An 18,452-nucleotide genomic window follows, 5' to 3' on the forward strand; every position below is an offset into this window, starting at 1 on the left:
CAGCGATCACGACTGAGCGCGAGGCCGGTCCCGGGTGCTTGGGATACCCTGCGGGGCCAGCACCGGCACGAACACGCGGCGTGATGCGCGCGCAGCGACCGGCAGGCCCTGATAGAGCCGTTTCTGTGCCTCGACCACGATCACCCCTGAGAAGACAGGCCACAGCGACCGACCGAGCCGCTCGAAGCCGCGGCGCAAGCGCAGGATCATCTTCAGCTTCGATGGCGGGAAGAACAGCGCCTCCGCCGAGGCGCCGGGCGTAAAGTTCGTCTCACGCAGTAGCGCCGTCAGCTGGCTGCGCGAATAGGGCCGGCCGGAGCCGAAGGGCGTATGCTCCATGCGCGCCCAGACGCCGCGACGGTTGGGCACGACGATGACGAGCCGCCCACCCGGCGCCAGCACCCGCCAGATCTCCTTCATCGTCTCGCGCGGGCTTTCGGCAAATTCCAGCGAATGCACCATCAGCACCCGGTCAATCGACGAATCGGGCAGCGGCAGCTCTTCGTCGAACACCAGCGCCGTCGAAGACAGCTCGGCAACCGGCCAGTTCACCGCGCCCTGCCCCGCCGGCATGAAGGCGAAGGTACGCTCCGTGTCCTTCCGGAAGCGCTCGAGATAAGGCACGGCATAGCCGAGGCCGACGAGCCGCTCCTCCGGCAGCCGCGCCCAGACGGACGACAGCGCCATGGTCACGGACTGTTCCGCCATGCGGCCCAGTTCGGAGTGGTAGAATTCGCGGAGGTCGACGATATCGGTGTGCATGCGCAACATGTTAGCCTTGAAGCGGTAGACTTCAAGGCAAGCCTCGCTACATTCGACGGCAGTCCCAGCTGCGCCGCGCTCTTGAGAGCGTCAAAGCGCGCGGCCGCGTTAAACGCGCCGGATGATTTTCGTCGATCCGATCGAACATCATGCGGCGGAAACCCGATCGGAAGATTTGCCATGGCCGCACTCGAACTCGACCTCTTTCTTTGCCGTACCGACAATTTCGGCGTTCTGGTGCATGACCTCGCAAGCGGCGCCACTGCGTCGATCGATGCGCCTGAGGAGCAGCCGATCCTGGAGGCGCTGGAGCGACGGGGCTGGACGCTCACCCACATCCTCACCACGCACCACCATGGCGACCATGTAGCGGCCAACGTGGCGCTCAAGGAGCGTTTCGGCGCCACCATCATCGGCCCGGCGGCAGAAGCGTCCAGTATCCCCGGCATCGATAAAAGCGTGCGCCACGGCGAGCGCTTCGACTTTGCCGGCCACCCGGTCGACGTCATCGAGACGCCTGGCCACACCGCTGGCCATATCTGTTTCCACCTCCCCGAGGACAAGCTGCTCTTTGCCGCCGACACGCTGTTTGCGCTCGGTTGCGGCCGCCTGTTCGAGGGAACGCCGGAGACGATGTGGCAATCGCTCAGCCGCCTTCTCGCCCTGCCCGACGACACAACCGTCTATTTCGGCCACGAATACACATTGTCGAACGCCCATTTCGCCGTGACCATCGATCCCGATAATGCCGAACTGAAGGCGCGTGCCGCCGAAATCGAGGAAACACGTTGCGATGGCGGCTTTACCGCGCCGACGACCATCGGCCTTGAAAAGCGCACCAACCCGTTCCTGCGCGCCGCAGACCCGAAGATCCGTGCCCGTCTCGGCATGGAAGGCGCTGCCGACGCGGCTGTCTTTGCCGAGATCCGCAAGCGCAAGGATAACTTCTGATGACGGCCGACAACGAGCTGACACCTGCCGCCATCATCGAGATCCTCGGGCTGACCCGCCATCCCGAGGGCGGCTGGTATGTTCAGACCTTCCGAGACGGCAATGGCGGGCCGCGTGGCCACTCGACGGCGATCTACTACCTGTTGGAGCGCGGCGAACGCTCGCACTGGCATCGGGTGCGCGATGCAGCCGAGATCTGGCATCACTATGCTGGTGCGCCGCTGGAGCTCAGCATCGCAGCCGACGGCGCGCCGGCAACGGTGCTGCGCCTCGGTCCCGGCATTCTGGACGGCGAGCGCCCACAGGGGCTGGTGCCGCCCAACTGGTGGCAATCGGCCGTCTCGCTCGGCGACTGGACGTTGGTCGGCTGCACCGTGGCGCCGGGCTTCGATTTCTCGGTCTTCGAGATGGCGGCCCCCGACTGGGCACCGCCTGAGACTTAAAGCGCGTCGCGATCTTTCAGATTCACTTGGCGCGCTTTAAGTTCTTGCTTTTGCGCATGTCGTTGTCGCAAAACCGCGGCACACTTTTGCGCGACATGCTTTGATCCAACGAGCCCGTTTTACTCCGCCGGCTGCGCCGCCGCTCGCCCCTTGCGAAATATCATGTCCTTGGCGGCCAGCACGGCACCACCGGTGACGAAGAGGCATGCGGCGGCAATGCGCCAAGATGGCTCGGCAACGCCGAACAGGATGAGGATCAACGTCGACAGAACCGGTGCTGCGTAGCTGGCAACGCCGAGCAGTTGGATATTGCCGTTCTTGACGCCGAAGTCCCAGGCATAAAAGGCAGCCCCCACCGGCAGCAGCCCGAGACCGGCAACCGCCAGCCACTCGAATGTCGTTGCCGGCCACACCGTCGTCTCCAGGCCGAGATGACACAGGAACGAGAGCAGCGACGTCGCCAGGCAAAAGCCGGTGACGACGTCGGTCGAGACCGCTTCGAAGCGGCGCGTCAGAAGCGAATAGCCTGACCACGTGAAGGCGCACAGCAACGCGGCGCCGTAGCCCATGAGATAGGCGTCGTCAAAGGCGATGCCGTTGCGGGCGATGATCATGATCGTACCCATCAGGCCCGAACACGCGCCAGCGACATGATACCAGCGCAGCCGCTCGCCCGGCAGAAGAGCTGAGCCGACAACGATCAATAGCGGCCAGAGATAGGCAATCAGGCCCGCCTCGACGGCCGGTGCGTTGCGAAGCGCGGTAAAGTAGAGAAAATGATAGCCGAAAAGACCGGCGATGCCGGTGATCCACACCTTGGCCGGCTGCTTCAGCAGCGCAAGGCGCTCTGGCTTCAGCGCGAGAACGATCAAACCCGGAATGCTGCCGATAAGGAAACAGATCGCCGACAACTGGAACGGCGGCATCTTGCCGGACGCTGCGGTAAACAGCGCCAGAAGCGACCACATCAAAATCGCGGTCGCACCGATCAACGTCGCCTTGAATTTCATGTCTTATCCCCTGTGCGGCTCCTTGGCGAAAGCCGGCGCGGATAAAATCACGACTCGCCGAAAAATGTTAGTGCCCGGTCGCCACCGACTGGTGGTTTCAACCGCCGAATCGCGTGGCCGAAACCGTCACCGGACCAAGCTTGGTCGGTATGCGAACATAGACCGGCGCATAGACATCGACGGCGTCCGACTTGGCAAACCAGATTTCCATGGTCTGCAGACGCTTGAGATACTCGACGTCCTCGCGCCCCTTCTTGTAGCCCGCCCTTGGAACGAAGCGGATGCCGCAGACGATCGCCTCGCCGTCGAAGCCCTTGGTCTTGAACGGCCTGGTTCCTTTCGCCGACAGCTTGATGTCGAGACGCGATTCGCCATCGAAGATCGGCAGCGTGTTGGGGCAGACGCGGGCCTTACCCGGAATGATCAGGCCGGACAGCGGGTCGAGCACGTTGCGCATGTCGCGAGAGGTCACCGGCACCCAGTTCTTCGGTAGCGGCGTGCGCTTCGGTGTCATGCTGGCATGCACGACGTTGCCGTTGGCATAGGTGACATTGATCGCCCGGCCCTTCTTGCCGCTGCGATAGGACATCGAATATTCGTTTGCGCGCAGATGGTCGCGGCCGATGACGCCCGAAACACGGGTCTGGCCCGATGTCCGACTGAAGATGTCGACGAGACCGGCCGAATGCAGTGTTCCTGAAATGGTGTAGCGATTCTTTTCAAGGGCCGTATGGAATGACGCTCTCGCAAGCGGCAATCCGGCAAGCGAAATGCTGTAATCGGTCTGATGCTCGATGTCCGCAGCAAGCGATGCTGTGGAAAACAATGCCGCCGACAAAAGCGCTACCGCGCGAGAACCGATGCGCAACTTCATACCCTAAGAGATCCATCACTCAAATGTCGTCGCAATGCCTTGGAATGCAGGTCGTTTGCGGCTTTTCTACGCCTTTTCCGGGAGATCCGGCCGCCGGGGCCAAAGCCGCGCCAAGGACTTCTGCTGCATCCACAGGACAACAGATAGCGCATCACGAATGGGCTTGGAATGGCCATCGCGAAGCATTAGTGTGGCCGCTATCAAGCCTGCCTGATGCAGAAACAGCCGCAAGAAACCGCGGTTTTCCGAGAATGCAAGAGGTTTGGCTTGACGGGCGGGCTGTCTCTGACTATAGAACCGCAACTTTCCAATAATGGCCAACAGGAACGCGGCCTGGGCTCTGGGCCCGCTACCGCATCGTCCGGCGGCGATAAAGAGAATAGGTGTACCATGTCCCGTAGTTGCGAATTGACCGGCAAGGGCGTCCAGTCGGGCAACAATGTCAGCCACGCCAACAACAAGACCAAGCGCAAGTTCCTTCCGAACCTGTGCAACGTCACGCTGATTTCCGATGCTCTCGGCCAGCGCTTCCGTCTGCGCGTTTCCGCAGCCGCTCTTCGCTCGGTTGAACACCGTGGCGGCCTCGACGCTTTCCTCGTGAAGGCTGACGAGAACGAGCTGAGCATGCGCGCTCGCCTGCTGCGCCGTCAGATCGTCAAGAAGAACGCTGAAGCTGCCGCCGCTTAATCGGCGTTAGCGTCTGTCTTCGACACGACTTTAAAAAGGCTTGCGGGTTTATCCGGCAAGCCTTTTTCTCGTGTGTAATTTGCAGATTTCATCGGCCAGGCGTCCAGCCCTGGCTTCCGCGCAACTGGTGGCATCTCCCAGGATAAAAAAATGCTTATCAACCGCACGTTCTTTGTCTACGTCGCACTCATGACCCTGGTGGTCGTTGCGTCGAACTTCCTCGTTCAGTACCCGCTGCCAGGCTCGATCGCCGGCATGCAGCTCGGCGATCTCCTGACCTGGGGCGCCTTCAGCTATCCCTTCGCCTTCCTCGTCACCGACCTGACCAACCGCCATTTCGGCCCGCGCATTGCGCGTCGTGTCGTCGTCGTCGGCTTCCTCGTGGCGATCGTCCTTTCCTTCTTCGCCGCCACGCCGCGCATCGCGATTGCCTCCGGCTCCGCTTTCCTGTTCGGCCAGCTGCTGGATATCTCGGTGTTCAACCGGCTCCGCCGCCAGAGCTGGTGGCAGGCGCCGCTGGCGGGCTCGCTGATCGGTTCGGCGCTCGACACGGCGATGTTCTTCTCCTTCGCCTTCGCGCCGTTCTTCGTGTTCTTCGGACCGAACGACAGCTTTGCCTTGGAGACGGCGCCCCTGCTCGGCATTCTTGCCACAGAGGCCCCGCGCTGGATCTCCTGGGCGCTCGGCGACCTCTCGGTGAAGATCCTCTGCGGCATCGTGATGTTGCTGCCCTATGGCGCGCTAATGAGCGTGATCAAGCCCATGCCTGCGGGCAAGGCCGCGGCCTGATCCATCTCAGACAGCTGAATTGACGACGGGGCCGATTGGCCCCGTTTTCATTTGATCAGCCGGAATTCCAGCATGAGATTGCGCTCGAGGATCGAGTGGTTGTCGTCGGAAACGACGATGACCCTGATATCACCGTCAGGGCCAGCGACCACGTCGAGGCCCTCCATATTATCGATCTGATAGCCCATGTCGGCTTCGAGAATGACGTCGCCGTCGACCACGGCGCCTGGCCGGATGGTGGCACCGGGAATGCGGCGGATGCGCATGCCGAGCCCGGAGGCGAAGTTGAACCGCCGCTCCAGGAGCAGGAGATCGCCATCGGGCAGGAAAGCGCCGTCGGTGACGGCGTAGGGCTCGGTGCGAACAACTGCGAAGGCGCCCTTCATCGGCCCGTCGAGAATGCCGGCCAGCAGATTGTCCGCCTTGTCGACGCTGCGCTCCGACACCGTGACGGCAGCGCCGCCGAGCGGACTGTCAGCCGGTGAAACGGCCACGGTTTCGAGCCCGCCATTGCTGCGCAGTTCGGTTGCCGGAAACAGCAACGGCACGCTGCCGACTGGCCCCGAAACGGAAAACCCGGGGTCCGGGTAGATATCGATGCGGTGGGACTGCTCGTAGCTGACGATCACTTCGCCTTCGCGTAGCGCCAGACCCTCCGAATCCACCTTCCACTTTTCCAGCCCGACCGCGCCGCTCCTGTCGGCCATCGGCGTCGCCGTCAGGTCCGTCAGGCCGGAAAGCTTGCCGGCGGCGTCGCGGGTCACGGCCCCTTCGAGCCAATGACCAGTATCCATGACTGCAACAAAAGAGGCTCCATCCGGACGGAAGCGGATCGCCGAGACGGCGCCGAACAGCGCATTGGACGACGTCATCTCCAGGCCGCCGATGAACTCCAGCTGGCCAAACCGCGTCTGGCTGGAACCAACCTTGAAAGCATCGATCTGCCGACTGCGGATCGGCAGCGTCTCGCTGTCGCTGGCAGCCATAGCCGGACAGGCCGACGCCAGCAGGCAAAGAACGAGGAGGCCGCGACCAAGCATATGGGGGAGTTCCTTCGGCGGGCAGGAAAGGCAGGGAGGGAACGACAAGCGTGCCGCCGTCTTCTGGGATGAACGGGGCGGCTACAAGTCGCCCCGGTTTCGTAAGCGATTATCCTGCGCGGCGAGCTCGCCCGGGACGGCGGCGCATGCTTTCGTCTTCGAACAGATCGGCAAGCTGCTCGGTCATCGCACCGGCCAGCTCGTCGGCATCGACGATCGTCACGGCCCGGCGATAGTAGCGCGTCACGTCGTGACCGATGCCGATCGCCAGGAGTTCGACCGGCGAGCGCGTCTCGATCTGCTCGATGACGGCGCGCAGATGCCGCTCGAGATAGTTGCCCGGGTTGACCGACAGCGTCGAGTCGTCGACCGGCGCGCCATCCGAAATCATCATCAGGATGCGGCGTTGTTCGCGCCGCGCCATCAGCCGCTCATGCGCCCAGATCAGCGCCTCGCCGTCGATGTTCTCCTTGAGCAGTCCCTCGCGCATCATCAGCCCGAGATTGCGGCGCGCACGCCGCCATGGCGCATCGGCCGACTTGTAGATGATGTGGCGCAGGTCGTTGAGGCGGCCCGGCGATTGCGGCTTGCCGCCAGCAAGCCACTTCTCGCGCGATTGCCCACCCTTCCACGCCTTGGTGGTAAAGCCGAGGATCTCGACCTTGACGCCGCAACGCTCGAGCGTGCGCGCCAGAATGTCGGCGCAGGTCGCCGCAACCGTGATCGGCCGGCCCCGCATGGATCCGGAATTGTCGATCAGGAGGGTCACGACCGTATCGCGGAAATTGGTGTCCTTCTCGCGCTTGAACGACAGCGGCTGCATCGGGTCGATGACGATGCGCTGCAGGCGGGCGCTGTCGAGATAGCCCTCCTCCAGGTCGAACTCCCACGAGCGGTTCTGCTGTGCCATCAGGCGGCGTTGCAGGCGGTTGGCAAGCCGGCCGACCGCGCCCTGGAGGTGGGAGAGCTGCTTGTCGAGGAAGGCGCGCAGGCGGTCGAGTTCCGCTTCGTCGCACAGCTCTTCGGAAGCGATGGTCTCGTCGAACTCGCGGGTGAAGACGGTGTAGTCCACTTTTTCGTTGAAGTCGGCAAAGGGCTGGTTCGGGCGCTTGACCTCGCCTGGTGTCTCGCTGTCCTCGTCGCCCTCGTCCTGCAGGTCGTCGTCGGAAATCTCCGCGCCGTCCATCTCGCCTTCTTCCATCTGCTCTTCGGCAGCCTGGTTCTCGTCGGCAGGAGCGGCGTCGTCGCCGGCTTCCTCGTCGCTGGCGTTCTCGTCCTGCTCCTGGCTGCGCGGCTGATCCTCGTCGGTCTCGCTTTCCTGCTCGTCCGGCTCGATGTCATCGTCACCGTATTTCTCGGCCACATCCATCGATGTCAGCATGTCGCGCACGACACGGGCGAAGGCCTGCTGGTCGTTGAGCGTCGACGACAGGTTCTTGATGTCTCCGGCGGCCTTCTCCTCGATGAAGTCGCGCCAGAGATCGAGCACCTTGCCGGCGGATGCCGGCGGCTTCTCACCGGTCAGCTTTTCACGCACCAGAAGCGCAACGGCCTCGCCGAGCGGTGCATCCGCCTGCTTGCTGATCGCGCCGAAATTGGCCTTGGAATATTTCTCTTCGAGCATCGAGCTCAGGTTCTTGGCAACACCTTCCATGCGCAGCGAGCCGATCGCCTCGACACGCGCCTGCTCGACAGCGTCGAAGATCACCCGCGCATCGGCACCCTGCGGCGACATCGTCGCGTGGATGCGCGCATCATGACAGGCCTTCCGCAGCGCCATGCTGTCGCCAAGCCCTCGCGTCACGGCGAGTTCCTGCCGCGTCGGACGCTTCGATATTTCAGGCAGGCGGATGCGCTCACCGGTGATCCCCGGCCGCTCGTTGGCGAAGGCCACCTCCACCTCGGCATCGCCAGCAATCGATCGGATGCAGCCGGAAAGCGCCCGCTTGAACGGTTCGGCGGCATTTTCACGCGTGGTCGGCTTTGCCTTGGAGTTCGAGCTCACGACAGTTCCTTCTTCAGCCAGAGGCGATGATACCCCGGCGGGATATCATCGAGTTTGCCACAAAGTCACAGGTCGCCTTCCCTGGGGGAAGGCGACCCATGGATCAGGCGGTGGCTTCAAGCACGATGTTGGCGGCGCTCTCCTTGAGCTCGACGCCGAAAGCGCGCTGGTAATGCTCGGCGACCAGCGCCCGCTCCAGCTCGTCGCACTTGTTGAGGAAGGTTACGCGGAAGGCGAAGGCGATATCGCCGAAGATGTAAGCGTTCTCGGCCCAGGTAATGACCGTACGCGGGCTCATGACCGTCGAAAGGTCGCCGTTGATGAAGGCGGCGCGGGTAAGATCCGCGACGCGCACCATCTTGGAAACGGTCTCGCGGCCCTTGTCGGCCGTAAAGCCCTTGACCTTGGCAGCGACGATGTCGACTTCCTTGTCATGCGGCAGGTAGTTGAGCGTCGTGACGATCGACCAGCGGTCCATCTGCGCCTGGTTGATCTGCTGCGTGCCGTGGTAGAGGCCGGTGGTGTCGCCGAGGCCGACCGTGTTGGCGGTCGCAAACAGGCGGAACGCCGGGTGCGGGCGAATGACGCGGCTCTGGTCGAGCAGCGTCAGGCGGCCGGAGGATTCCAGCACGCGCTGGATGACGAACATCACGTCCGGACGGCCGGCGTCGTACTCGTCGAAGACGAGCGCGACATTGTGCTGGTAGGCCCAGGGCAGAATGCCGTCCTTGAACTCGGTGACCTGCATGCCGTCCTTGACGACGATCGCGTCCTTGCCGACAAGGTCGATACGGCTGACATGGCTGTCGAGGTTGACGCGCACGCACGGCCAGTTGAGGCGCGCTGCGACCTGCTCGATGTGGGTGGATTTACCGGTACCGTGATAGCCCGAGACCATCACGCGTCGGTTATGGGCAAAGCCTGCAAGAATGGCGAGCGTGGTTTCGCGGTCGAAGAGGTAGTCAGGGTCAAGGTCCGGCACATAGGCGTCAGCCTTCGAATAGGCGGGAACGCGCAAATCCGTATCAATGCCAAAAACCTCCCGAACCGAGACGGTCGTGTCGGGGAGGTTGGAAATGTCGAGGTCAATCTTGCTCATCATGTCTCCAGAGCGGCCACCGGCGGCACCCGCGCATTCGCCTGCAAAAGTGCTTCTGTAATAATCCGCGTTGTTAGCAGAAACCAGCCTGTTTTAACAATTGGTAGGCCTGAATTACTGCACGAAAACGCTCCTCGGATCCCCTGTCTCCGCCATTGGCATCAGGGTGATGTTTCTTGACCAGCTCCTTGTACGCCGCCTTGATATCGCTGGCGGTCGCCGACGCGCCAAGGCCGAGCGTTTCATAGGCCTTGGCTTCGAGCGTTTTCAGCTTGCGCTGGCGCGGCTCTGGACGACCGGCACGCGCCTTTGCCTCGCTGACGAAGCCGAAGGGATCGCGCATGCGCGCCTGCGCCCCGGCGGAGCCCGAACGGGTCTGCGACTGGGTCGGACCATTCTTGGCGTTCTTGTTGACGCCGACGGTCCAGGTCGGGCGATGTCCCGTTATCGCTTCCTTCTGGTAGCGCGCGACCTCGCTATCGGAGAGACCGGAGAAAAAATTGTAACCCTTGTTGTATTCCTTCACATGCTCGAAGCAGAACATGAAGTATTGCCCCTCGGCGTTGCGGCCGACGGGTGCACGATGAACGCCGTTCTTGTCGCAGCCGTCCCATTGACAGGTGGGGGCGGAAGGCTCAGCGCGCGGCTCGACCTTGCGCCGTGTCCGAATGCGATCGAAGTATTTTGAATCGAGTCTCATGGCGCTCATTATGGGGCTTGGCCGGAGCCACAACAAGAATTGACAAACCGGAATGTTGCTGGCTTTGTGCGGGCCTTTTGCGCCGCCGAGGCAGCATCGCCGGACCCGCACGAAACAAGGGCGTCCAGCAACCAAGGAAATGGGACGGAAGAATGTCGCTCAGGGATACGATCGAACAGAAACTGACCGAAGCCTTCCATCCCGAACGGCTGGCAGTGATCAACGAGAGCCACCTGCATGCCGGCCATCAACCGGACTTCGACGGCGGCGGTGAAACCCATATGCGCGTCCGCATCGTTGCCGACGCCTTTGCCGGCATGAGCCGCGTGGCGCGCCACCGCGCCATAAACGACCTCCTGAAGCCCGAACTTGACGCCGGCCTGCATGCGCTGGCGGTAGAGCCGGCAGCGCCGGGCGAGCCGACGCGCTGGTAGATCAGGCGATCGGCGTCTGGTCGTCAGCCGGGCGGATCCTCAGTTTCGTGATCCGGTTCTTCACCCGCTTCATCACGATGAAGCGCTTGCCGTGGAAGGTGAAGGCCTGGCGTTCCTCCGGAATGCTCTTCGATTCGTGGATCACCAGACCTGCAACCGTCGTCGCTTCCTCGTCCGGCAGCGACCAGTCGAGCGCGCGGTTGAGATCACGTATCGGCACCGAGCCATCGACCACGATCGAGCCGTCCGCCTCCTGGCGAACGCCCTGGATGTCGAGGTCGTGCTCATCGGCGATATCGCCGACGATCTCCTCCAGAATGTCCTCGAGCGTTACCAGTCCCTGAACCTGGCCATATTCGTCAACGACGATGGCAAGGTGCAGCTTGCGACGCAGGAAGGCGTTGAGCTGATCCTTGAGATTGGTCGTGTCGGGAACAAACCACGGCTTTTGTGCGATCTTGACGATATCGAGATTTTCCGGCTGGACATCCGGTTCGGCAAGCGCGCGCAGAAGATCCTTGGAATGCACCACCCCGATGATGTTGTCGGCAGCACCGCGCCACAGCGGCAGCCGCGTGAACGGGCTCTGCAGGATCTCGCGCACACAGATCTCCGGCGGATCGTCGGCATTGATCGCCCGCATGTTGGTGCGGTGGATCATGATGTCGGAGATTTCGAGTTCGCCGAGATCGAGCACGCCGCCAAGACGATCCCTATCGGCCTTGATCACCGACCCCTCACGATGCAGCAAGTCGACCGCGCCACGCAACTCGTCATGCGCCGATAGCATCGACATCTCGGACGAAAGGTTGACGCCGAAAAGCGAAAGGATGCGGCGCACGATGCCGTTGACGAGGCTCGAAATCGGGCCGGCCACGGCAACGAACAGCCGAACCGGAGCAGCCACGGCGAGCGCGAAGCGGTCCGGCGAGGCGATCGCCCAGCTCTTCGGCAGCACTTCGGAAAAGATCACCAGCAGCACCGTCATGACGACGGTGGCGATCGCCACGCCCGAATTGCCGAACAGGCCGATCAGCAGGCTCGTCGTCAGCGACGAGGCGAGAATGTTGACGAGATTGTTGCCGATCAACAGAGCGCCGATCAGCCGGTCGCGCCGCTCGATCAGCCGGTTGACGATACCAGCCCGCTCATCCCCATTGTTTTCGAGCGAATGCATGCGCGAGCGCGAGGCAGCCGTCAACGCTGTTTCGGAGCCGGAAAAGAAGGCGGAAAACAACAAGAGACAGAAGACCGCGGCAATCGACAGCCAGTATTCGCCAAGAAACGCCAGGAAGGCTTCGCCAGTCATTGCGGACGCTTTTCCCGAAGGAAGCTCAGGACCTCGGAGGCCGGCACGTCGTCGGCGACGAAGGACTGGCCGATGCCGCGGGTCAGGATGAACGTCAGCTTGCCGCCCTTGACCTTCTTGTCCTGGGCAATCGCGTCCATCAGCTTTTCGGCCGGCGGCAGGCTGCCCGGGATTTCGTCCATGCGCGTCGGCAAGCCGACGGCGCGCAAATGCGCTTCCACACGGGTCGCATCGTCGGCGCTCGCAAGGTTCATGCGCGTCGAAAACTGATGCGCCAGCACCATGCCGATCGAAACGCCTTCGCCATGCACCAGACGGGCGCTGTCGTACTCGGTGGCAGCCTCGAGCGCGTGGCCAAAGGTGTGCCCGAGATTGAGCAGCGCGCGCAGGCCGTTTTCGCGCTCGTCCGCCGCCACGACATCGGCCTTGGCCTGGCAGCTGACGGCAATCGCCTCGATGCGAGCCGCACCGCCGGAAAACACCGCCTGCCAGTTTTTTTCCAGCCAGGTGAAGAAGTCCGGCTTGTCGATCAGCCCGTATTTCGCGACTTCGGCGTAGCCGGCGCGGAACTCGCGCTCACTCAGCGTGTCGAGCACATCTGTGTCGGCCAGCACCAGATCCGGTTGATGGAAGACGCCGATCAGGTTCTTGCCGTGCGGCGAATTGATGCCGGTCTTGCCGCCAACCGAGGAATCCACCTGCGCCAGCAATGATGTCGGGATCTGGATGAAACGCGAGCCGCGACGCACGATGCCGGCCGCAAAGCCGGTGAGGTCGCCGATGACGCCGCCGCCAAGGGCGATCACCGCGTCGTTGCGCTCGATCCGGGCGCCGAGGATGGCCTCGCAGGCAGGAATGAGATGCTCGAAGCTCTTGGTCTTTTCGCCGGCGGGCAACACCAGCGACACGGCCTCGATATCGCTCTGCTTGAGGCTCGCCATCAGCGGCTCGAGATAGCGCGGACCGACATTTTCGTCGGTGATAACGGCGACCTTGCGCCCCTTGAGGCGCGACGCAATCTCGTTGCCGGCAGCCGCGATCAGCCCCGGGCCAATCAGGATGTCATAGGAACGATCGCCGAGATCGACACGCACCTTGCGTTCGGCAGCAGGCATCACATGGTTATTCATCGTTGGGCACTTTCCGGAAATCTATGACGGCGGTGAGAACATCCTCCACCATCGTCTCCTTGTTCACATCGCGCGACATCACCGTCAGATCGGCTTCGGCATAGATCGGATAGCGAGCGCGCATCAGGTTTTCGAGCGTCTGTTTGGGGTTCTCGGTCTTCAAGAGCGGTCGGGTGTCGCGCTTGTTGACCCGCTCCCACAGCACGTCGAGTTCCGCATTGAGCCAGATCGTCAGGCCGCCGCGCTTGATCTGGCGCCGTGATCGCTCGTTGATATAGGCGCCGCCGCCGGTCGAAACGACGCGAGGTCCGGTGCGCAGCAGGCGCTTCAAAACGCGCGTTTCCAGCGCCCTGAACTCGTCCTCGCCATAACGGGCAAAGAGATCGCTGATCGTCATGCGTGAGACGCGCTCGATCTCGTGGTCGGAATCGACGAAGGGTATGCCGAGCGCCTGCGCCGTCAGCCGACCGATCGCCGATTTTCCGGCACCCATCAGGCCGATGAAAACGAGATTGCGTTTACCGAGTGCAAGCTTCGCCCGTTCGGCAAGCGTCGCGGAAACCGGTTCGATCACGTCGTTCATTGGACTTCTTGTTCCCCATTCCCTTCCGGTATCGACAAATCGGGGTGGAGCGTCAAGCCGTCGCGGCCCTCCGTGCAAGCTTCTTGAACTTGGCGAAAGGGGCGTTCATATAGATTGGGCATCCGCCAACGGGCCACGTGTCCATCCAGACGCGCCACAGGCTGCCGCAGCACATTCAACGGCTGCATGATTTTATACCTGGATTCGCTCCGGTTTAAGCAACCATGCAGAGGAGACTGAAATGCCCACCCTCTTCCGGTTCCTGTTCTTCTGCGGCGTCATCGCCGGGCTGGTCTATGGCACGATGATCGCGCTCGTCACCTTCGTCGAGCCGGTCGAGCGGAATGTGACCGTGAAGATTCCCTCCGAGCGGGTCAACAAGACACAATGAGCGACCTTTCCGCGGCACATGTCGAGGCCTTCCTCGAAATGATGAGCGCCGAACGCGGCGCCGCCGTCAACACGCTGCAATCCTACGAGCGCGACCTGGAAGACGCGTTGTCCCACATGCGCAGTCGAGGAACGGGCCTGACGGGTGCGGTGACCGACGATCTCCGGCATTATCTCGCCCATCTCGCAGGCCAGGGTTTCAAGCCCTCGTCACAGGCCCGCCGGCTGTCGGCGCTTCGGCAGTTCTACAAATTCCTCTATGCCGAAGGTCTGCGCGGCGACGACCCGACCGGCATTCTCGATGCGCCGAAGAAAGGCAGAAGCCTGCCGAAGACGCTGAGCATTGACGACGTATCGCGACTGATTGGTCAGGCAGAGAGCGAAGCCGCGGCAACGACGGGCGGTCCGGAGCGGCTGTCCAGGCTGCGCATGCATGCGTTGATGGAACTCCTCTACGCCACCGGCATGCGCGTCAGCGAATTGGTGTCGCTGCCTGCAAGCGTGCTTGCCCAGGACGGGCGTTTTCTCGTCATCCGCGGCAAAGGCAATAAGGAGCGGCTTGTGCCCTTGTCGCAGGCAGCAATCCGCGCGATGCGCACGTACGGTTCGGCTCTGGCTGAAGAGTTTGCGAAAGCGGACAAGGGCGAGCGCGAAAGCCCGTGGCTGTTTCCGTCCTCAGCAAAGGCAGGGTTTCTTCCCCGCCAGGTCTTTGCCCGGGACCTGAAATCGCTGGCATCGCGCGCCGGCATCCGCGTGGCGACGATCTCGCCGCATGTGCTGCGCCATGCCTTCGCCAGCCACCTGCTTGCCAACGGCGCCGACCTTCGTGCCGTGCAGGAACTGTTGGGTCATTCGGACATTTCCACGACACAAATCTATACACATGTTCTGGAAGAACGGCTGCACGACCTCGTGCAAAACCATCACCCTCTTGCCAAACAGGCGAAAAAACAGGATTAGGACCGCCGGGCAGGCTGGTTTCGGCCGGCAGATCCTTGTCGCAAAACGATCGGAAACGCATCTCATGCACAACTATCTCGATTTCGAAAAACCAATCTCCGACCTCGAAGGCAAGATTCTCGAACTGAAGAAGCTCGCCGGCGAAGACGAGAGTGTGAACACTTCGGATGAGGTCGAACGGCTCGAGACACGGGTCCGCGATGCGATGGCCGAGATCTATTCGAAGCTGACGCCGTGGCAGAAGACCCAGGTCGCCCGCCACCCCTCGCGCCCGCATTTCCTCGATTATTCGGCAGAGCTCTTCACCGAGTTCACACCGCTTGCCGGCGACCGCAACTATGGCAACGACGAGGCCATCCAGGCCGGGCTTGCGCGCTTTCGCGGCATGCCGGTCGCCGTCCTCGGCCAGGAAAAGGGCAGCGATACTAAGTCGCGCATCAAGCACAATTTCGGCAGCCCGCGCCCTGAAGGCTACCGCAAGGCGATCCGCATCATGGAAATGGCCGACCGCTTCAGCCTGCCGCTGATCACGCTGATCGACACCGCCGGTGCCTATCCCGGCGTCGGCGCGGAAGAACGCGGCCAGGCGGAAGCCATCGCCCGTTCGACGGAAATGTGCCTGAACGTGCGCGTCCCGATCGTCACCGTCGTCATCGGCGAAGGCGGCTCCGGCGGTGCGATCGCGATCGCCACCGGCAACCGCGTCTATATGCTCGAGCATGCCATCTATAGCGTCATCTCGCCGGAAGGGGCCGCCTCGATCCTCTGGCGCGATTCGACCCGCGCCAAGGAAGCTGCCAGCAACATGAAGATCACCTCTGAAGATCTGAAGGCGCTGGGTGTGATCGACGGCATCATTCCCGAGCCCGTCGGCGGCGCGCACCGCGATCCGCAGTCGGTCATCGCCCGCACCGGAACGGTGATCGCCGATGCGCTGAAGGAACTGTCCGGACGCAATGGCGACGAACTGCGCACAGATCGCCGACAAAAGTACCTCAATATCGGCCGGAACCTCTGATTCCCGGCGATTGTTCGCCAGAGAATTCGCAACCGCAAATCGGACTGTGGCCAAACCTTGGCCATATTCGTGGCGTCATGAACAACTGTCTGTGCAGGGCGCCCTGCAAGGTTAAGAATTCGTGAAGTATAATGGCTTACTGATTCCCTAAGAGCCCTCCCCGTCGGACGCGGCTCGCACTGACGAGTTTTGGTTTGAACGGGCTTTCGCTGATGCGCTTGAGAAACCTTGTAGCCACCGCCACTGTTGCCGCTCTGCTTGCGGGCTGCACCAACGATGCCCTGGATACGGCGACGGTCGATCTTTCGACCGTCAAGAACAAGACCGAGTACCAGCTTTCCAGCAAGATGGCCGCCAAGATGAGCGAGCTCGGGATGCAAAAGACAGCCCCGATCGCGCTGCGCATCTTCAAGGAAGAAGGCACGCTCGAAGTCTGGAAGGCCAATACCTCCAACCGCTTCCAGTTGCTGAAGAGCTACAAGATCTGTGCCTGGTCGGGCAAGCTCGGCCCGAAGGTAAAGGAAGGCGATCGTCAGGCCCCGGAAGGCTTCTATCCGCTGTTCCCGCAGCAGCTGAACCCCAATTCGAAGTACTACCTGGCGATCAACACCGGCTACCCCAACACCTATGACCGCGCCAACGGCCGGCAGGGTACGCATCTGATGATCCATGGCGCCTGTTCGTCGTCCGGCTGCTACTCGATGACCGACGAGCAGATGATCGAGATTTTCGCGATGGCGCGCGACGCCTTCAAGGGCGGGCAGCAGAGTGTCCAGCTGCAGGCATTCCCCTTCCGCATGACCGCCGAGAACATGGCGCGTCATCGCAACAATCCGAACATCGAATTCTGGAACATGCTGAAGGTCGGCTACGATCAGTTCGAAGTCACTAAGCGTCCTCCGGAAATCAATGTCTGCGAGAAGAAATACGTCTTCAACCAGCAGGGCAGCGGCGCATTCAATCCGGGCGGAACATGCCCTGCCATGTCGACCCCACCCGCGCTTCAGATGGCCATGTCGACCTTCGAAAAAGGCTACAAGCTCGACTACGACAGGGCCATGAAGAAGTATGACGGCATGGTCTGGTATGAGCCGAGCGAGGCCGAGCGCAAGGCGATCGTCGCTAAGCAGCGCGCCGGCCGCGAGCTTGCCTATGCCCCGACCGGCAACTCGATCGATGCCGGCAAGCTGATGAAGGCGAGCGACCTCGAAAAGAAGCTGGCCGAACAGAGGGAAGCCGAAGAAACCAAGGTGGCTGTCGAGATCCAGAAGAAGGAACTCGAAAAAGCAACCAAGGGCGGCACCCATGTGCCGGTTCCCGCTGCCAATCCTGTCCCCCAGCCGGTGCTGCAGGCAGCCGTCGAACAGCCGGCCAAGAACTCCTTCTGGAACCTGTTCTCCAAGAGCGAACCGGCAGAACAGGCGCAGCTCACACAACCGCCCCCTGAACTGCAGGCAGCCGTGCAGCCACAGGTGCAACCTGCCGGAGCAGCGGCAAAACAGACCCGCTCAGTCGCAGCCCCGCAGAAGGCACAGCCTGAAGTGACCGCCGTGGCCGCGGCAAATGCCGAAGTCACCGTTGCGCCGACGACCGAAGCGCCGGTCGCCGTAGAAGAGCCGCCGAAGAAGCGGCCGTTCTGGAAGATCTGGGGCAATTGATGCCTGAGGAAGGAAAGACGGTCTACGACCTCAGGGGGCTTAAGTGCCCCCTTCCCGTTTTGAAGGCCCGCAAGCGCATCGCCTCCATGGCCGCAGGCGCGCTGCTCGAGATCGAAACGACCGATCCGATGGCAGTCATCGACATCCCGCATTTCTGCCGGGAAGACGGCCATAGCCTCGAGGCCGCCTCGCCTGCCGACGGCGGTCATCGCTTCCTGATCCGCAAGGGCGGCTGAAGCACCCAGCGCCTACGGCTCTCACCCAAGCCGATGGCGTCCGCACGTCAAGGAACAGGGATGAAGCCGGCTTATCGGCTTCATCCCTGCGGTCCGCGCTTTACCAAACGCCCCTCACTCCTCGCGGAAGGCTCTGAGCATCTGGTCGGAGAATGGTTTTGTGAGGTACGAGATCGCGGTTCTCTCATCGGTCTGGACGAACACTTCGACGGGCATTCCGGGCATGAGCTTGCGGCCGCCGAGCTTGTCGAGCGGTTCGGTGATCTCGACGGTTGCGAGATAGAAGGGTTGTCCGGTGTTGCGGTCGAGCGTGGTGGCGGCGGCAATGACGTCGATGCGGCCGTCAAGCTCGGGTGTCGTTCGCTGGTTGAAGA

Annotated in this window: 21 protein-coding genes; 10 read left to right on the forward strand and 11 right to left on the reverse strand. The window is 62.3% G+C overall.

Annotation, left to right across the window (positions count from 1 at the left end):
* Window positions 1-6: 6 nt before the first annotated feature.
* Window positions 7-771: a class I SAM-dependent methyltransferase gene (locus tag AC1Q80_RS30570; RefSeq protein WP_139353875.1), complete on the reverse strand. Its 765-nt coding sequence runs from the start codon at window positions 769-771 to the stop codon at window positions 7-9.
* Between the two features lie 171 nt (window positions 772-942).
* Between AC1Q80_RS30570 and gloB the strand changes: the two genes are divergently transcribed.
* Together gloB and AC1Q80_RS30580 are read left to right on the forward strand one after the other, a co-directional pair.
* Window positions 943-1,713, forward strand: coding sequence for a hydroxyacylglutathione hydrolase (gloB, locus tag AC1Q80_RS30575; protein WP_492362909.1), 771 nt, complete (start codon window positions 943-945; stop codon window positions 1,711-1,713).
* Window positions 1,713-2,156 carry a cupin domain-containing protein gene (locus tag AC1Q80_RS30580; protein ID WP_209793177.1) on the forward strand — a complete coding sequence of 148 codons (444 nt, stop codon included), beginning with the start codon at window positions 1,713-1,715 and terminating at the stop codon, window positions 2,154-2,156. Before gloB ends, AC1Q80_RS30580 begins: the two co-directional genes overlap by 1 nt.
* Before the next feature lie 119 nt (window positions 2,157-2,275).
* On the opposite strand, the gene yddG is transcribed toward AC1Q80_RS30580, so the two are convergent.
* Window positions 2,276-3,166 (reverse strand): aromatic amino acid exporter YddG, encoded by an 891-nt coding sequence (gene yddG / locus AC1Q80_RS30585; RefSeq protein WP_492362910.1) that lies wholly within the window; start codon window positions 3,164-3,166, stop codon window positions 2,276-2,278.
* A 97-nt stretch (window positions 3,167-3,263) separates the two neighbouring features.
* Entirely contained in the window at window positions 3,264-4,040 is a 777-nt protein-coding gene (locus tag AC1Q80_RS30590) for a DUF3108 domain-containing protein (protein WP_173423524.1), read from the reverse strand.
* A 390-nt stretch (window positions 4,041-4,430) separates the two neighbouring features.
* On the opposite strand from AC1Q80_RS30590, the gene rpmB reads away from it, so the two are divergent.
* Both rpmB and AC1Q80_RS30600 read left to right on the forward strand, forming a co-directional pair.
* Complete coding sequence (gene rpmB, locus AC1Q80_RS30595; RefSeq protein ID WP_025424653.1) at window positions 4,431-4,727, forward strand: 50S ribosomal protein L28; 297 nt, start codon at window positions 4,431-4,433, stop codon at window positions 4,725-4,727.
* A gap of 150 nt (window positions 4,728-4,877) precedes the next feature.
* Window positions 4,878-5,516 (forward strand): VUT family protein, encoded by a 639-nt coding sequence (locus tag AC1Q80_RS30600; protein ID WP_173423525.1) that lies wholly within the window; start codon window positions 4,878-4,880, stop codon window positions 5,514-5,516.
* 47 nt (window positions 5,517-5,563) lie between these two features.
* Here AC1Q80_RS30600 and AC1Q80_RS30605 read toward each other — a convergent pair whose 3' ends face one another.
* From AC1Q80_RS30605 to AC1Q80_RS30620, 4 genes are all read right to left on the reverse strand, one after another.
* Entirely contained in the window at window positions 5,564-6,556 is a 993-nt protein-coding gene (locus tag AC1Q80_RS30605) for an esterase-like activity of phytase family protein (protein ID WP_492362911.1), read from the reverse strand.
* Between the two features lie 109 nt (window positions 6,557-6,665).
* Complete coding sequence (gene cobT, locus AC1Q80_RS30610) at window positions 6,666-8,561, reverse strand: cobaltochelatase subunit CobT (RefSeq protein ID WP_209793181.1); 1,896 nt, start codon at window positions 8,559-8,561, stop codon at window positions 6,666-6,668.
* Between the two features lie 103 nt (window positions 8,562-8,664).
* Entirely contained in the window at window positions 8,665-9,660 is a 996-nt protein-coding gene (gene cobS, locus AC1Q80_RS30615; protein WP_077501023.1) for a cobaltochelatase subunit CobS, read from the reverse strand.
* Window positions 9,661-9,733: 73 nt separating this feature from the next.
* A complete protein-coding gene (locus AC1Q80_RS30620) occupies window positions 9,734-10,369 on the reverse strand; it encodes a J domain-containing protein (protein WP_492362912.1) in 636 nt (211 codons plus the stop codon).
* 143 nt (window positions 10,370-10,512) lie between these two features.
* Here AC1Q80_RS30620 and AC1Q80_RS30625 point away from each other — a divergent pair, with 143 nt between their 5' ends.
* On the forward strand, window positions 10,513-10,794 hold the full coding sequence (locus AC1Q80_RS30625; RefSeq protein ID WP_025424659.1) for a BolA family protein: 282 nt from the start codon (window positions 10,513-10,515) through the stop codon (window positions 10,792-10,794).
* A 1-nt stretch (window position 10,795) separates the two neighbouring features.
* On the opposite strand, the gene AC1Q80_RS30630 is transcribed toward AC1Q80_RS30625, so the two are convergent.
* The 3 genes from AC1Q80_RS30630 to AC1Q80_RS30640 are packed head-to-tail and all read right to left on the reverse strand — an operon-like array spanning window position 10,796 to window position 13,816.
* Complete coding sequence (locus AC1Q80_RS30630; RefSeq protein ID WP_492362913.1) at window positions 10,796-12,103, reverse strand: HlyC/CorC family transporter; 1,308 nt, start codon at window positions 12,101-12,103, stop codon at window positions 10,796-10,798.
* Complete coding sequence (gene aroB / locus AC1Q80_RS30635) at window positions 12,100-13,233, reverse strand: 3-dehydroquinate synthase (RefSeq protein WP_492362914.1); 1,134 nt, start codon at window positions 13,231-13,233, stop codon at window positions 12,100-12,102. The genes AC1Q80_RS30630 and aroB overlap by 4 nt, the downstream gene beginning before the upstream one ends.
* The gene (locus AC1Q80_RS30640) at window positions 13,226-13,816 is read right to left on the reverse strand and encodes a shikimate kinase (RefSeq protein WP_173423530.1); all 591 of its coding nucleotides are present in this window, start codon (window positions 13,814-13,816) and stop codon (window positions 13,226-13,228) included. The genes aroB and AC1Q80_RS30640 overlap by 8 nt, the downstream gene beginning before the upstream one ends.
* Before the next feature lie 241 nt (window positions 13,817-14,057).
* Here AC1Q80_RS30640 and AC1Q80_RS30645 point away from each other — a divergent pair, with 241 nt between their 5' ends.
* The 5 genes from AC1Q80_RS30645 (at window position 14,058) to AC1Q80_RS30665 (ending at window position 18,078) form a co-directional block, all read left to right on the forward strand.
* Entirely contained in the window at window positions 14,058-14,207 is a 150-nt protein-coding gene (locus AC1Q80_RS30645; RefSeq protein ID WP_139353876.1) for a hypothetical protein, read from the forward strand.
* Complete coding sequence (gene xerD, locus AC1Q80_RS30650; protein ID WP_173423531.1) at window positions 14,204-15,166, forward strand: site-specific tyrosine recombinase XerD; 963 nt, start codon at window positions 14,204-14,206, stop codon at window positions 15,164-15,166. Before AC1Q80_RS30645 ends, xerD begins: the two co-directional genes overlap by 4 nt.
* A 64-nt stretch (window positions 15,167-15,230) precedes the next feature.
* Entirely contained in the window at window positions 15,231-16,184 is a 954-nt protein-coding gene (locus tag AC1Q80_RS30655) for an acetyl-CoA carboxylase carboxyltransferase subunit alpha (RefSeq protein WP_492362915.1), read from the forward strand.
* Between the two features lie 212 nt (window positions 16,185-16,396).
* Window positions 16,397-17,842: a L,D-transpeptidase family protein gene (locus AC1Q80_RS30660; protein WP_492362916.1), complete on the forward strand. Its 1,446-nt coding sequence runs from the start codon at window positions 16,397-16,399 to the stop codon at window positions 17,840-17,842.
* The gene (locus tag AC1Q80_RS30665) at window positions 17,842-18,078 is read left to right on the forward strand and encodes a sulfurtransferase TusA family protein (RefSeq protein ID WP_492362917.1); all 237 of its coding nucleotides are present in this window, start codon (window positions 17,842-17,844) and stop codon (window positions 18,076-18,078) included. The genes AC1Q80_RS30660 and AC1Q80_RS30665 overlap by 1 nt, the downstream gene beginning before the upstream one ends.
* A 114-nt stretch (window positions 18,079-18,192) precedes the next feature.
* Here the strand turns inward: AC1Q80_RS30665 and AC1Q80_RS30670 are convergent.
* The coding region (locus tag AC1Q80_RS30670) for a beta-barrel domain-containing protein (protein WP_492362918.1) at window positions 18,193-18,452 on the reverse strand (260 nt) is incomplete at its 5' end.

The organism is Ensifer sp. GW823-FHT05D09, from assembly GCF_058795755.1.

Coding starts and splice junctions, on each gene's coding strand:
- AC1Q80_RS30570 (WP_139353875.1), bottom strand. CDS start 771: ATGTTGCGCATGCACACCGATATCGTCGACCTCCGCGAATTCTACCAC.
- aroB (WP_492362914.1), bottom strand. CDS start 13,233: ATGAATAACCATGTGATGCCTGCTGCCGAACGCAAGGTGCGTGTCGAT.
- xerD (WP_173423531.1), top strand. CDS start 14,204: ATGAGCGACCTTTCCGCGGCACATGTCGAGGCCTTCCTCGAAATGATG.
- AC1Q80_RS30590 (WP_173423524.1), bottom strand. CDS start 4,040: ATGAAGTTGCGCATCGGTTCTCGCGCGGTAGCGCTTTTGTCGGCGGCA.
- AC1Q80_RS30640 (WP_173423530.1), bottom strand. CDS start 13,816: ATGAACGACGTGATCGAACCGGTTTCCGCGACGCTTGCCGAACGGGCG.
- cobS (WP_077501023.1), bottom strand. CDS start 9,660: ATGAGCAAGATTGACCTCGACATTTCCAACCTCCCCGACACGACCGTC.
- gloB (WP_492362909.1), top strand. CDS start 943: ATGGCCGCACTCGAACTCGACCTCTTTCTTTGCCGTACCGACAATTTC.
- AC1Q80_RS30665 (WP_492362917.1), top strand. CDS start 17,842: ATGCCTGAGGAAGGAAAGACGGTCTACGACCTCAGGGGGCTTAAGTGC.
- AC1Q80_RS30580 (WP_209793177.1), top strand. CDS start 1,713: ATGACGGCCGACAACGAGCTGACACCTGCCGCCATCATCGAGATCCTC.
- AC1Q80_RS30660 (WP_492362916.1), top strand. CDS start 16,397: ATGCGCTTGAGAAACCTTGTAGCCACCGCCACTGTTGCCGCTCTGCTT.
- AC1Q80_RS30630 (WP_492362913.1), bottom strand. CDS start 12,103: ATGACTGGCGAAGCCTTCCTGGCGTTTCTTGGCGAATACTGGCTGTCG.
- AC1Q80_RS30620 (WP_492362912.1), bottom strand. CDS start 10,369: ATGAGCGCCATGAGACTCGATTCAAAATACTTCGATCGCATTCGGACA.
- AC1Q80_RS30655 (WP_492362915.1), top strand. CDS start 15,231: ATGCACAACTATCTCGATTTCGAAAAACCAATCTCCGACCTCGAAGGC.
- AC1Q80_RS30600 (WP_173423525.1), top strand. CDS start 4,878: ATGCTTATCAACCGCACGTTCTTTGTCTACGTCGCACTCATGACCCTG.
- yddG (WP_492362910.1), bottom strand. CDS start 3,166: ATGAAATTCAAGGCGACGTTGATCGGTGCGACCGCGATTTTGATGTGG.
- AC1Q80_RS30645 (WP_139353876.1), top strand. CDS start 14,058: ATGCCCACCCTCTTCCGGTTCCTGTTCTTCTGCGGCGTCATCGCCGGG.
- rpmB (WP_025424653.1), top strand. CDS start 4,431: ATGTCCCGTAGTTGCGAATTGACCGGCAAGGGCGTCCAGTCGGGCAAC.
- AC1Q80_RS30625 (WP_025424659.1), top strand. CDS start 10,513: ATGTCGCTCAGGGATACGATCGAACAGAAACTGACCGAAGCCTTCCAT.
- AC1Q80_RS30605 (WP_492362911.1), bottom strand. CDS start 6,556: ATGCTTGGTCGCGGCCTCCTCGTTCTTTGCCTGCTGGCGTCGGCCTGT.